Annotated in this window: 13 protein-coding genes and 2 pseudogenes; 5 read left to right on the top strand and 10 right to left on the bottom strand. The window is 68.8% G+C overall.

The window, feature by feature from the left end; translation table 11 throughout:
* Positions 1 to 235: 235 nt before the first annotated feature.
* Positions 236 to 636: pseudogene (locus ACFYZJ_RS34895) on the top strand (lamin tail domain-containing protein).
* Positions 637 to 1,211: 575 nt separating this feature from the next.
* On the opposite strand, the gene ACFYZJ_RS34890 reads toward ACFYZJ_RS34895, so the two are convergent.
* From ACFYZJ_RS34890 to ACFYZJ_RS34875, 4 genes are all read right to left on the bottom strand, one after another.
* Positions 1,212 to 1,673 carry a hypothetical protein gene (locus tag ACFYZJ_RS34890; protein ID WP_388575138.1) on the bottom strand — a complete coding sequence of 154 codons (462 nt, stop codon included), beginning with the start codon at positions 1,671 to 1,673 and terminating at the stop codon, positions 1,212 to 1,214.
* A 39-nt stretch (positions 1,674 to 1,712) separates the two neighbouring features.
* Positions 1,713 to 2,189 carry a hypothetical protein gene (locus tag ACFYZJ_RS34885; RefSeq protein WP_388575136.1) on the bottom strand — a complete coding sequence of 159 codons (477 nt, stop codon included), beginning with the start codon at positions 2,187 to 2,189 and terminating at the stop codon, positions 1,713 to 1,715.
* An 83-nt stretch (positions 2,190 to 2,272) separates the two neighbouring features.
* Positions 2,273 to 4,099 carry a VWA domain-containing protein gene (locus tag ACFYZJ_RS34880; RefSeq protein ID WP_388575134.1) on the bottom strand — a complete coding sequence of 609 codons (1,827 nt, stop codon included), beginning with the start codon at positions 4,097 to 4,099 and terminating at the stop codon, positions 2,273 to 2,275.
* Positions 4,100 to 4,185: 86 nt separating this feature from the next.
* Complete coding sequence (locus ACFYZJ_RS34875) at positions 4,186 to 5,265, bottom strand: AAA family ATPase (RefSeq protein WP_388575357.1); 1,080 nt, start codon at positions 5,263 to 5,265, stop codon at positions 4,186 to 4,188.
* On the opposite strand from ACFYZJ_RS34875, the gene ACFYZJ_RS34870 reads away from it, so the two are divergent.
* On the top strand, positions 5,219 to 5,419 hold the full coding sequence (locus ACFYZJ_RS34870) for a hypothetical protein (protein ID WP_388575371.1): 201 nt from the start codon (positions 5,219 to 5,221) through the stop codon (positions 5,417 to 5,419). The two genes, ACFYZJ_RS34875 and ACFYZJ_RS34870, sit on opposite strands and share 47 nt — an antisense overlap.
* 1,072 nt (positions 5,420 to 6,491) lie before the next feature.
* Here the strand turns inward: ACFYZJ_RS34870 and ACFYZJ_RS34865 are convergent.
* Positions 6,492 to 6,674, bottom strand: coding sequence for a hypothetical protein (locus ACFYZJ_RS34865; RefSeq protein ID WP_388575132.1), 183 nt, complete (start codon positions 6,672 to 6,674; stop codon positions 6,492 to 6,494).
* A 141-nt stretch (positions 6,675 to 6,815) separates the two neighbouring features.
* Here ACFYZJ_RS34865 and ACFYZJ_RS34860 point away from each other — a divergent pair, with 141 nt between their 5' ends.
* On the top strand, positions 6,816 to 7,058 hold the full coding sequence (locus ACFYZJ_RS34860) for a DUF6207 family protein (RefSeq protein ID WP_388575129.1): 243 nt from the start codon (positions 6,816 to 6,818) through the stop codon (positions 7,056 to 7,058).
* Between the two features lie 234 nt (positions 7,059 to 7,292).
* Entirely contained in the window at positions 7,293 to 7,508 is a 216-nt protein-coding gene (locus tag ACFYZJ_RS34855) for an e9imm peptide (RefSeq protein WP_388575126.1), read from the top strand.
* A 381-nt stretch (positions 7,509 to 7,889) separates the two neighbouring features.
* Here ACFYZJ_RS34855 and ACFYZJ_RS34850 read toward each other — a convergent pair whose 3' ends face one another.
* The 3 genes from ACFYZJ_RS34850 to ACFYZJ_RS34840 all read right to left on the bottom strand — a co-directional run bounded on the left by ACFYZJ_RS34850 (position 7,890) and on the right by ACFYZJ_RS34840 (position 9,655).
* Entirely contained in the window at positions 7,890 to 8,252 is a 363-nt protein-coding gene (locus ACFYZJ_RS34850; protein WP_388575123.1) for a hypothetical protein, read from the bottom strand.
* A gap of 262 nt (positions 8,253 to 8,514) precedes the next feature.
* Positions 8,515 to 9,075 (bottom strand): SMI1/KNR4 family protein, encoded by a 561-nt coding sequence (locus tag ACFYZJ_RS34845; RefSeq protein WP_388575120.1) that lies wholly within the window; start codon positions 9,073 to 9,075, stop codon positions 8,515 to 8,517.
* Between the two features lie 373 nt (positions 9,076 to 9,448).
* Positions 9,449 to 9,655 carry a hypothetical protein gene (locus ACFYZJ_RS34840; protein ID WP_388575118.1) on the bottom strand — a complete coding sequence of 69 codons (207 nt, stop codon included), beginning with the start codon at positions 9,653 to 9,655 and terminating at the stop codon, positions 9,449 to 9,451.
* A 381-nt stretch (positions 9,656 to 10,036) separates the two neighbouring features.
* On the opposite strand from ACFYZJ_RS34840, the pseudogene ACFYZJ_RS34835 reads away from it, so the two are divergent.
* Positions 10,037 to 10,597 (top strand): annotated as a pseudogene (locus ACFYZJ_RS34835) (IS5 family transposase); the annotation flags it as partial.
* Positions 10,598 to 10,612: 15 nt separating this feature from the next.
* On the opposite strand, the gene ACFYZJ_RS34830 reads toward ACFYZJ_RS34835, so the two are convergent.
* Entirely contained in the window at positions 10,613 to 11,128 is a 516-nt protein-coding gene (locus ACFYZJ_RS34830; protein ID WP_388575115.1) for a DinB family protein, read from the bottom strand.
* A 753-nt stretch (positions 11,129 to 11,881) separates the two neighbouring features.
* Complete coding sequence (locus ACFYZJ_RS34825) at positions 11,882 to 12,298, bottom strand: hypothetical protein (protein WP_388575112.1); 417 nt, start codon at positions 12,296 to 12,298, stop codon at positions 11,882 to 11,884.
* Positions 12,299 to 12,524 lie beyond the last annotated feature (226 nt).

Here is a 12,524-nt window from a genome sequence, read left to right as displayed (position 1 = left end):
GGGTGTCAACCTGGCGTGCTCGCCACGTAGATGGATGTCGCAGGCGAGAGTCACGGCGGTATGGGCGATCTGTGACACGATTCACCTCTCGCCCACATTTACCTCACGTGGTGGGCAAGGTGTGGGTGCGCGGCCAGCCGGCCGCTTCTCGCACTCTGCACACCCCAGCTGCGGCCCTGTGGGCTGCGGACCCGGAGTTGTGCCCGCACCATGCAGGGGGACCTTGACCGTTTCCGTGTCTGCTCGCCGTCTGACCGCCGCCGCACTGAGTGCCGCGGCCGTCGCCGCGGTGATCATCGTGCCCGCCTCCGCGGCCGACCACCGCTCGTCTCGCGCCAGTGTTCAGATCAGCCGGGTGCAGTACGACTCCCCGGGTCGCGACGACCGCTCGATCCGTTCCCTGAACCAGGAGTGGGTGGACATCACGAACAACACCCGCCGGGTGGTGAACCTGGACGCCTGGACGGCCGCTCCACCGTCCGCGTCCACACCGGCATCGGGCGCGGCTCCCGCCACGACCTCTACCAGGACCGCCGCGCCTACGTCTGGAACAACACCTCCGACACCGCGACCCTACGCAACAACCACCACCAGTTCGTCGACTCCGTCTCCTGGGGCGGCCACCGCCACCGCTGACCGGCGAAAGGGCGTCGCCGGTCGCCACTGGGCGCGGCAACCGTGCGTGTGATGAGGCGCTGGAAGTGCCAGGGGTGGGGTGACAGCGCGTGCCGCTGTCACCCCACCGCAACGTATTGCTTTCGTGGTCGGGGACGGTGCGCCTCACGGCCGCCGCGAGCAAGCCGACACGAGCCGTACGGGGCATCTTGGTCGAGGGCCTGAAGGCAGTTCGCCAGGTGCGGGTCCTGTGCCCGGATGGGGATGCGGGCGCAGGCCAGGGTACGTACGGCGGGCTCGGCTGCGACCCAGGCGAGCGCAAGTTGATCCGGTTCGGCACGCTCCTCGACCGACACCTGCTCTGTCGCACGGGCCAAAGCGCGGCAGCCGGTAGGGCTTCTTCGTCCGGGTCGACGGCTGCGAGGAGGGGCGTGCGCGTGCTGGATCACCTGGTGCACGAGCTGGTGGTGGTGTGCGGCTGCGGGCACGGCCACGGGTCAAACGTCCTTCCCGGAGACGGGGCGGGCCGGTTCCATGTGTCCGGCCCGCCGTGTGTGGGGTGGAGGGGCAGAGTCGGGGCCCGACGCCCGTGTGGGTCAACTGCGGCTGGTCACGCTCCCGGTGTGCAGTACGGCGGCCTGGTAGCTCTCCAAGGCGAGGGCGAGCTGGCTCATCTGTTGGGCGAAGCGGGCGGCGTGCAGGTCGGTGGTGTGGCCGGTGCTGGTGAGCAGGCCGGTGACGGGGACGAAGGCTGGATCCAGGTGGGGGTCGAGGGCGTCGTCGAGGCGGGCGCGTACGTGGGCGGCGTGGCGGTGGAGTTTGCCGTGCAGCCGGTCGGCTTCGTGGGCGGTTTTGAGGACCAGGTCGGCGAGCTCTCCCAGCGCGGTGCCCCGTTCTCGGCTCTGTCGGTCAAGGAGGTGGGGGCCGTCCTCGCCGAGGGTCACGCGGAGGGCCTCGTCCCCCGGCAGGCGCCGGGCTGGGCGGTCGAAACCGGGCGCAGCGGTGGGAGTGTTGGTTCGGGCCGGGGTGCCGGGGTGGCGGCTGATGCGGTGGGTCATGGCGGCAGGGTTCCTTCCTGGATGGCGGGTGCTTGAGGGTTAGAGGTTTTCGCCGTAGGAGCAGGTGCAGGTGTGGCCTTCGTCGCGGGTGAAGGTGTCCGGCAGCCTGTCGGTGTGCATGAGTTCCTCGGGCTTGAGCGGGGGGTGGGCGAGGTGGGTGCCGAGGTCGGCGAGGTGCCTGATCTCGGCGAGGGGCACGGTTGCGCCGCATTGGGGGCAGGGGCCGAGGAGTTCGAATGGGTCGTCGTCGTAGATCGGGGATCGGGCGAGGAAGGTGTAGGTCTCGCCGGTGTCGGGGCAGGTGGCGGTGGCCAGGATGGGCTCACCCGGGGTGGTGCGCCGGCGCAGCCAGTCGGGGGTGGTGGTGATCTGGTCCAGGCTGAGGCCGAGGGCGGCGGCGAGACGTACGGCGGTGCGGGCGTGTTCCTCGCCCCGGTAGGGGCCGTGCAGGCTGACGACGTTGTTGTGACGGATGAATGCGGCGGCGGCGTGGGCTCGTTCGGCAAGAGACGTCATGGGCGAGCGGACTCCTTACGGCGGGTGGGTCAGCGGTCGGTTGGGGGTGCCGCCCCGGGCAGAGCCGGGGCGGCAGCGGGGCGTCAGGGGTTGGTGGCCGCGAGGGCGGCGGTGGCGGCCTTGCCGATCGCGGCGGCGGCTTGGGCTGGGTCGGCGAGTTGGAGGAGGGTGGTGCCGGGCAGGGGGTGGGGGTCAGGGTCGAAGGCGAGCCACATCACCGCGCACCCCGCCGCCCGTAGGGCTGTGATGCGCTCAGTAGCGGAGGCGGCCTCCTGGGGGCGGTAGTAGCCGTCGGAGGCGATCACCAGCAGGCGGCCCGCACCGGGTGTGGTGAGGTCGAGTCCGGCGGTGAGGGCGTCGGTGGCCTCGGCGAGGCTGTGTCCGCCGCCGTCCGCGTCGAACTCGGTCACCCGCGTCGGAACCCGCCCGGGGACAGTGATCGCGGTGATGGAGCGGCGGTAGGCGATGGTTGCGGTACGCGAGTCCGGGTCGGTCAGGGCGGCGGCCTTGGAAAGGATCCAGGCGGCCGAGGCGATCGGGTGGGCGGCGGCGCGCATGGAGCCGGAGACGTCCACCGCGATGCCGACGCGCAGCGGTGGGGTGGGGCTTTGGCGGCGCTGGGTGCGGATCCAGGGCTGGGCCGTGGGCATCGCCCCCGCCGCCTTCTGCGCGTCCCGCGCCAGCGCACCGCGCATGCTCAGGCGTCCGGGCGGGACCGTCGAGGCGGTGACGGTGACCGTGCGTTCGCGGTAGGCGGCGGCGCGCAGGGCCCGGGCGAGCTGTCCGGCCGCCGCCTTCTCGGCCGGGGTGGGCGGGCGGGTTCCGGTGACAGGTGAGGGGATGCGGCGGCCCCGTGCCCGCTCACGCTGGCTATCGGGGGTAAAGGGCCGGGCGCCGGGGGCGAAGACCTTCTCAGCGATCTGGGCCGCCTTGCGTGCGTGGGCGGCCTGGGTGGCCTTCGCCTTGGCCCGGGCGGTGCGGGCCGCCGCGATACGGGCCTGGGCCGCGCGCTGCGTGGCCTCGTTCACGGTCACCTGGGCGGTCACCTTGCCGACCGCCTCGGCCAGCTCCCCGACATGCCCGCAGCATGCATCTGGGGTCGGTTCCTGCTGGTCGGGGGCTGCACCGAGGGCCTGGCACCATGCCTGGGCGTGAGCCAGCATCGCCCGGGTGTCCTCGTCGCCGGTGGTGTGCGCGGCCGTCCAGATAGCCGCAAGGGTATTCAGCAGGCCTTGGCCGAGGATGCTGGTGACGGCGTGTTCTACGGGCTGGGTTTCGTCTGGGTCGAGGATTCCGGCGTCGCGGCGGGCGAGGATCAAGGCGGCGGCCAGCCCGGCCCGCCACGCATCGCCCGGCGTGTGGGTGGTGAAGTCCGCGAGGACCAGGGTGTGGATGGCGGAGCGTAGGAACGTGCGGTCGGCGGGGCGGCGGGCGAGGTGGGCGTGTTCGGCGCGGGATTCCTCCAGCATTTGGGCCGCCGCGTCCAGGGCGGTGCCGCGTAGCGGGGGCGGGGTGGTCCACCGGCTGTGGGCGGCGTGCGCAGCTTCGTGGGTGAACGCGCCCCAGGCGACGGGGTAGTTGTGCTCGTCTCCGGTTCGGGTGGGGTCGATGATGGCCGGGTGGAGCGGGGCGAAGAGTGCCCGGTCGATTTCCAGGGCGGCCTGGGTGGGGAAGAAGGCGGCTGGGGCCCCGGAGCGGGTCTGCTCTTCGCAGGTGACGATCACGTCCTCGCGTCCCGCGAGTTCGGGGAGGCGTTCGGTCAGGGCGGCGGCGATCCGCAGCCAGTGTTCGGTCTGCAGGCTGGGCCGGGGCTGGTAGATGGGGCCGCCGTCGTCCTCCCAGCGGGCCAGAGCCTGTTCGGTCTCGGTCTGGGCGGGCGGGGTGGGCAACACGTGAGCGGGTGCGGGCATGGCAGATGCGGTCCCTTCCAGAAGGGTCGGTGGGTGTGGGTGGCGGGCCGGGGCCCGGCCCGGTGGTTGGCCGGGCCGGGGCGGGGTCAGAGTTGGCGGCCCAGGGCGAGGGCGGTGACCGGGCGGCCGATGGCCTTGGTGACGATCTCGGCGACTGTGTCGCGGTCTTCCAGGGGGGCGATTCCGATCAGGTTGGCGAAGGCGGCCTCGGTGCCGAGCACGTCGGCGATCTTCTGGAAGGCGATCAACTCCCTCAGTTGCGGGGCCCATCCGACGTCGCCTGCCTGCTGGAGGGCGGCGAGGTTGCGGGCGATGCGCACCGCCGTGCGGTTGATCTGTAGGGAGGCTGCGAGGTCGTAGTCGGAGCCGACCTGGATCTGCACGCTGAACCGGCTGGCGAGGGCCTCGGTGAGGACCGCGCCGTGGACGCCCGGGTTGTGTCCGGCGATCACGTAGAAGCCGTCGGCGGCGGTGATCGTCTCGCCCTTGTGTGCCTTGACCTGGATCTGCCTGCGGCCGTCCATCGCCGGATACAGGGCTGCCAGCACCTTCGGCGAGATCAGGGTGGCGTCGTCCAGGAGGAGGGCGCGGCCTTCCTGCATGGCGGTCACCAGCGGCCCGTAGATGAACTGGTAGCCGCCGCTGGCATCCTGGGTGTACTCGCCGATCAGGTCGCCGACCGTGGTGTCGCCGTCCCCGGCCACCGTGATCAGGTCCGGGAAAGCAGCCTCGATCAGTGAGGTCTTCCCCGTCCCCGGCGGCCCGTACAGCAACACCGGAACCTGCGCCTGGCGTAGCCGCCGCAGCGCCTCCACATCCGGCAACTGCGCCAACGCCCTGGGGTGGTAGCGCTGCCCGTTCGGCCGGGTGATCGGCTCCGGCCGACCGCCCGGCGGGGCAGCCGCAGCCGCTGGCCCGGTGGCCTGATGCGGCACCTGGGGCCTGGGCCTCGGGGCGGGCGGGCCTGCAGAGGCACGCTGGGCTGCGGTCGTTGTGGCCGGTGTCGCCCGGTACATACGTGGTTTGGAGCCGACACGTTCCGCCTCGCCCCGCCGTGCCAGGGTCTCGCAGGCATTACCCACCGCCCCGCCGGAATGGCCCAGCATCCTGGCCAGCTCCGTGACGGTGAACATCGCCGCCGCATTCGCCGCCAACACCTGCGCGATCATCGCCCGCAACTGGCCTGGGCGCGCCTTCCCTACGGGGCCGGGCGGTGAACTGGCAGGCGCCGCTGAGGTGTTCGGCGCACCGGATACGGGTGCCTGCGTGGTGGTCCCGGACGGCGGGGGCGTCGGTGCGGCGGTAGCGGTCATCTCGTGAAGCCCTTCTCTGTAGGCGCAGCCATATTCCGAATTCTGAAAACTTCAGGCCCTTTTTGGGCGCACTCCACCCGTCATCCATTTCCGGGCGGATCCCATCGGAGGTTTTCTGTTCCCGGCCTTCCGGGAACAATTCAAATATAGCTCGACCCGCACACCACCTGAAGACGTATTCCGGCTCGGAAATGCTGGAATTCTCGCGAATTCACGACTCGCTTTCAGGGGAATTCCTGGCGGCGCGACGCAAGGCGTCGCGATCGGCGGCCCACACGACCGATTGCAAGCCGCCCACCTAATTGAGATTTCGGAAATTCGAGTATGCGCCCGATTAGGCCCCCGGCGCGGCCCCCACCCTCGGCTACGCCTGGGTGCCGCCGCCTTGCACGGTGAGCGCCGAGCCGGCCCGCATGCCTGGGCTGTCGGGAGAAAAGGAATCAATAAGCGGGAAAGACGCAGCAGGGCGGAGAGCGGCGGGCACCGGGGTGTACGGAACCGGGCCGGCTGGTGGTGGATCGGGATGCGTTGCTGCACCGATATACAGTCGCCCTCGCCCACTGGTGGCTCGCAGGTCGCCTGACCTGCAGGGACGGGGGTGTAAGGGTGTCGTATTCAAGCGCGTACACGGAAGCGACGGCGGATACGACACCGGATGCGACGGGGCGAACGCCAATCGAGCCGAACTGTGCGCGGTCGCGCCCACCGCAATCCTCGCCAAGCGCACCTTGTGGTTCTCTACCTCCATGGTGAGATCAGCGAGCGTCCGCAAGGCCGCGGCCCGGCCGCGCTCAGTCACTCCGTTGATTGACGGGATGCTGCGGGCTGGCCTGGACTCTCCGCCCAGGCAGCGGCACACCGCCCAGTGCAAGTACGGCCGCCTGGTCGAGGACCGTGGGGCCGACTACGTCTCGTATCCCATGGTCCGCGTCCACGTGAAGGACCTACGCAAGGAGGTCCACGAGCCGGTGGGCGGCCGGGTTGCGTTCGTCGCGGCGGTGCTCCGTGCTGAGATTTGCCGGGGCCGGGGCTCCAAGGCGGCGCCAACGTGCTCGAAGTTCTCACCCGGCGCGGGGTCGTCAGGCCAGAGGAAGCTGCCCGAGTGGCCGACCAGGATCAGCTTGAGCCTCCAGCACGGTGGCCACGTCCGGCCCTCTGGTGAAGGCGGGGCCGTCCCAGTACGCCGGGGCCGTCACGGGGGTGAGGCGCACCTCGGTGCCGTGGACGCGCGCGGCGTCGAAGAGGGTCTGCAGCAGCTGCATGCCCGCCAGGTCGAGCGTACGGAGACGGGCATGCCGCGTCTGGGTCTCCAGGGCGTGGCGTCGCCACTGACAACTCACCCGGCCAGGTGAATCCGGAGCCTGAACAGAACCCTGGCCGTACACGAAGACGTACTGACAGACGTGGACCCGATCCGAGAAGCGCACCTGTCCGAACCCGGCCTGCTCGTCATCGACGTGGCGGGCTTCGACGATGACACCGTCTTCGCTTTCCAGGCCGCGATCGCGCGCCTGTGGGGCACCTCGACCGCCGTGCACACCACTCGGGATGCCGGCCAGCCAGGTGTACGGCTGCGGATGTACACCGATCTGTGTCAGGTCCTCGGGGAGGCCTCCCCGCCGGAGCCGGAGCAGACGGCCACGTAGAAAGGCGTGGCCCTCCACCACGGGGGAAGTGGCGGACCCGCCTGAGTCCACGGTGCCACACCCGTCCCGGCCCCCCTTTGTGGGCGGGTGTATTCACCGCATCACACGTGCCTTCAGCTGATTCGGTGGCCGATCTGAAGCCTGTCGCCGAGCCAATGCTCCGCTAGGAGCTGTCCGGCCTATCTTGCGCTTGAGTAGGGTGCTTCTGCTCTCGAAGGGTGGGTTCAGTTGCAAATGACTCGCGAGACAGCGGTCACGCTGGTGCAGAAGGTCATGAATGTTGAGTACGACGAAGACGAGATGCAGCGCGTGCTGGACGAGCTCGACAGGGGGCTCGGCTGCCCGACTGGCTACGTTGCTGGATTGATCTTCTGGCCGAAGGACAGGCAAGAGCCGACAGCAGCCCAAGTCGTTGACCAGGCTTTGGCCTACTATCCGTTCGTGCTGTGAACGACTTCAAGCCCTCAGCCAGATGACGATGGCGGCCGCCGTGACGTTGCCGAGGAACACATACCCGCGCTTGTCGTATCGAGTGGCCACGGCCCGGTGGTTCTTAAGTTTGTTGATGGCCCGCTCAACGGTGTTGCGCTTCTTGTAGCGGTCCTCGTCGAAGCCGGGTGGCCGCCCTCCGCGTGAGCCTTTGCGTAGGCGGGCGGCCTGGCTGTCGGTCTTCTCTGCAATCGTGTGCGGGATGTCGCGACGTCGCAGGACTCGCGGCAGGGCTGGTTGCTGTATGCCCGGTCCGCGGCGACGCCGTGGGGGCTTCTTGCGGGGCCTGCCCGGCCCAAGGCGGGGGACGCGGATCTGGGTGGGTGAAGCCAGGAGCGGGGGTCAGCGACCTCGGCTCAAGTCGGAGATCCCTTGGATGAACGCGCCGACGGCGATGAACGTGCCTAGGACCAGGAACCCCCAACCCACGATCTTCTGAATGACCTGGTTGACGCGGTCGTTGAACTCGCGTCGCTGTCCCTTGCGCCCCTCGGACAGGCGCCGCAGCCACAACGGCACAGTCGCCTCAGCTCGTCGGCGGTGCCAAGTCGCGAAGCCCCGATAGTCGCTAACGATGACCAGTCCCACAGCCGCGAAGAGCACGCCCATGAAGAACGGCCCAAGTAGGCCCCACCCGGTGACCGGTGTACCACGGCCGACAAACACTGCGGCCTCGATCACAAGGCCACCATGAGGCGTCGTCACCTGGTGATCGTATGTACTCCAGGCGGGAGAGGGCAGGCCCCTGCCAAGACCACGTGCGGCGGCGGACACCAGTAGCTGACACCAACAAGCACGGACAGCGGCGGTCGACGCTGAACCTCGGGTGACGATCGACTGGGGCGCAAGGGCGGTTGGTCGACGTGGGCAGTCCCCCGTGATCGACCTGATAAAGATGAGACCGTACGGCAAAGTCCACGAGGTCATCCCGCGCCAGGGCTGGGCCAGGGTGCATAGGGCGCCCCATCTATTGTTCCTCGACGTACTGTCCGTCGATCACTGCGAAGTCGCCCAGCCGGGCGGCCACTGCCGTCAGGTATCCGACGAAGTCACTCGCTATGGGCCCGCTCGGCCCTGCTTCGTGGTCCATGTCGATGACCTGGCCGACCTGTCCCCCAGGACCCGGCGACAGGTCCAGCACCGCGCCGTTTCCCCCGCCGTCTGCATCGAGCGAGACCCAACCGAACTGCCACCAGCCGGCCTTGAGTGCCTCGCCGTCCGCAACGAAGTCCTTGAGGTCGTCAAAGTCGCCGCTGGTCAGGAGGTCGCGCCACACACTCACTTCTTGCAGGATGCCGTCACAGGACAACAGCGTGCCCGTGGGCCAGCCCCCGTCCGTCGATCCGTTGTGTCGCCGCAGCGAGGCCGTGACCGCCTCAGGCAGCTCGATGCCGAGCATCTCCTCAAGGGCGGCGATCTGCTCACCGGAGGCAGGAGGCAGGATCAGATGCGCGGCACCCTGGGCCTCGTACCACCGTTCGATCTCATCCCACGCGTCCACAACAGCCGCCGCGATCTCTCTTGCCATGAAGTTCCCCCTGGTGGTTCTCTGCTCAGCTGTCAGTACCGGTGACCTTAGCGACACGCACTGACAGTGCCGCCGAGGGGCGCACCAGCACCGCACCACATCGGCACCAGACCGAACGCGGAACAGCGGGAAATCGCGAGCGTTGGGCACCAGCCACCGCAGCTCCCCAAAGGACCGTTTCACCAGGTCGGCGCACAAGTATCGAGTAGATCCCTCCAGAGTCCCAGTCCCGCGAAACGGAGTCCCAAGTGGACCTGTGACGCGGTACAGCAGCGAAGTACCCCAACTACACCAGCCGTTCGCATCCAGTAGCGCCCCTGTGAGGCCCACGGAGAGCAATAGTCTGTGGACGAGATGACGTGCGGTTGGCGACTCAGCCCTGGACAGGGTCTACTCGATGAGGCTCTGCTCCGCCGAGGTAGAGCATGCACCCCGCGGTCTCGTCCACGTCCTCCAGGTCGAAGCTCTCCGGCGGCACGACGTAGATTCCGGCGGTGGGGGCGGGAACCCAGCCGAAGTCACGAGGAGGGTCGTACTCCTCGTAGTGCCCCACGCAGAGGCGAATGGGAGGGATCGACACCGTGCAGACATCTCCTGCTCGGAGGGCGGGAGGCGCCGGCTCGAAGTGATACGGGGTCCATTCACCGCTCGAATCGGCCCACGGGAGGTGGAATGTCCCGTCCCAGCGAACTTGCCTGGAGTTGTCGATCTCTCCCCATGGCCATTGGAGACGGATGTGGGTCGCATTCACCGAGACGACCCGAGCGCTTGCCGGCTCGCAAGAGACGGTCACCTCGTCGCCAACCCGATACGCCATGTCTGATCGCCCCTGTCCCGGTGGTGAAAGACCGAGGATAGATCAAGATCTATGCAGCTGGACTGGCCCGCCATGGCCCGGCCGGGCACTCTCTGACGCGATCAAGCTGCCCGCTCCTCGCGCTCGACGAGGAGGCCGTTCTCGAGGCACGCGGCCGGAGCACGCAAGAGGCCCCCGCAGACCGGGAAAAGGCGCGCGCCCCGGCAACACCGTCCCGACGAAGGGCTCGGACGCTCCCGGGGCGGCCTCACCTGCAAGATCCATCTGGCTGGGGAAGGCGGGCGCCGCCCCCTGGCCCTGCTGATCACTCCAGGCCACTGGGGCGATGCCCCGCAGTTCATCCCCGTCATGGAACGCATCCGTGTCGGCCGCCTGGGCGGCGGACGCTCCCGTACCCGCCCCGACCACCTCGGCGGTGACAAGGCGTACTCCTCCCGCCGTAACCGCCGTTACCTGCGCAGACGGCAGATCAAGCACACCATCCCTGAGCCGAAGAACCAGCGGGCCAACCGCAAACGCCGCGGCAGCAAGGGCGGACGGCCCGCCAGCTTCGACAAGACGATCTACAAGCGCAGGAACGAAGTCGAACGGACCATCTTGGCGCTCAAGAACTCCCGCGCCGTGGCCACTAGGTTCGACAAGCGCGCCTACGTATTCCACGGCACCGTCACCCTCGCCTCGATCCGGCTCTGGCTCCGCTCGTGACCCGGACGACAGGTCTCAGGCGCCGGTCTGCCCGTCGACGAGCTCACGCACGACGTCGAGGTGACCGTTGTGGCGGGACGTCTCCTCAATGAGATGGAGGATCACCCAGCGCAGGTCGACGTGGCGGCCGTCCCTGATGGGACGCTTGGCCGTCGCGTTCAGCTCGCGGTCGGACACCAGGCGACGGTAGCGGGCACTCTGCTCCTCGTACTCGGCGAGAAGCTGGGGCAACGGGATATCGACGGCTGTCCGCATCTCGGGATCGGGATCGTCGTCGGTCGCCTCGGCGAGCGGCCCCGCGAGCTCCTCGCCCAGGAACATCACTTGGAACCAGTAGTACTCGACCCACCGCAGATGGCTGATCAGTCCGCACAGCGTCATCAGCGGTGAACTCGGGAGTGGGGCCTTGCGGGCGTCTTCGGCGGACACGCCCTCGCACTTGGCTCGCGCGGTATCACGGGCGTAGTCCAGGAAGGTGGCCAGCTGCGTACGCTCGTCCCACGTGGGAGGAGTGTCGGTTCGTTGAGTCATCGCGGGGAGTTTCCCGCAGCTCGGAACGGGTGTCGACTCAATTATCCGGAAGCACCGTCAAGTGCCACAGCAACCGCTGTGCTCAGGGAGAGCCCGGCAAGATCCGCCGGACAGACCCTAATCCCAGGCATCAACCGCCTTGCGGCTGTGCCTCCACCTCACTAGCCGTTCGTGGCACCAGCGCACCCCACGGGCTTCGGTCTGCGCGGGAGCTCGGACGACTCGGGCGTATCAAGAGGTCACCGTGCGGCAGGCTCGCACCACCAAGACCAACGAGTGATCAAAGGGTGGTGTTGACGCTCGACGGCCCTGGACGTCGCCGCTCTGGCTGGAGGCATCAAGGCCCAGACCTGCACAGGCGTCCGTCCAGTGCTGACGAGCACCAGCGCCCGTCGACGGTGGTGGCGGCCCCGCTGCACCGCATGTCGCCGCTCTGCCTTGAGACGTCGCACGTCAGGGCCTCTTGGGGCATTCATACGGCGCCCACGCGACCACCACCATGAGCACCAGGACCGCGCACGCTGTCTAAAGCGAGGCGTTGCCCGCCTGGCAGCCACGAAGTGTCGCGGTCCGGCACTCGAACGCTCCTGGAGCTACCGCTCTCTTGGAACGCCTTAACAAGGGATTAGGGCCTCTTGGTATCCAGGACGGTTCTGCTGCCGTGATCACTCCAGCCACAGCGGGATCTTCTCAGGGCGAACTACGCCCTGACCGCTCACATGGCCAGCGCGGCATGCCGCGTCGACGCGACGCTCAGGTCGTATCGCGCTTCGCGGCTGACGGCGAGGGGGGTTGCTCGTCGCGGCTCTCCGAGGTGAAGGCGTCGCGGCGAGCGAGGGTCACCGACAGAGGCAGGCCCAGCCGCTCGGCTGCGCGGCGCCGGACACGCACCTGAGCTCGGGTCCGGGGCCGGAAGGAGGGGAGCCGAGAGCAGCCGCAGCCAGGGCGGTGATCGTAGGTCAGCCCCTCCGCGAGCACGGTCGCAACGACGGACCATGCCTTCGTGTCGCGTCGCCGGGGCGCGGCGAAGTCGTAGCCGGCGAAGACGAGCTGTTCACGACAGCCAGGGCAGATGCGCTTCCGGATCGGCCACGTGCTGCCTTTGAAGGAGAGCCGGCACGCGATGCACACGTAGTGCCGGAAGGCGCCGTTGAACGCGTGGTAGCACATGGTCCGACAGGGTACGCATCGTCCGCGGGCGGGCCCAACCGGATTCCTGGTGCCCGATCTGGCGAGTCGGCCGCCCGGGTCAGTGTCGCTGTACCACACGAGGGGTGTGGACGCGCGAATAGCGGGACAGCCCTTAGGGCTTGCAGATCATCAAGGTGTTGCTTCCCGTCCCGTGGCTCGTTGGTGTGGTATGCGCATCCCGGACGAGATCCGTGCCCAACTCGCT

The organism is Streptomyces sp. NPDC001848 (genome assembly GCF_042891915.1).
Classification (GTDB): domain Bacteria; phylum Actinomycetota; class Actinomycetes; order Streptomycetales; family Streptomycetaceae; genus Streptomyces.
Note: the sequence above shows the minus strand (reverse complement) of the source record. Positions and strands in the feature narration are given on the sequence as shown.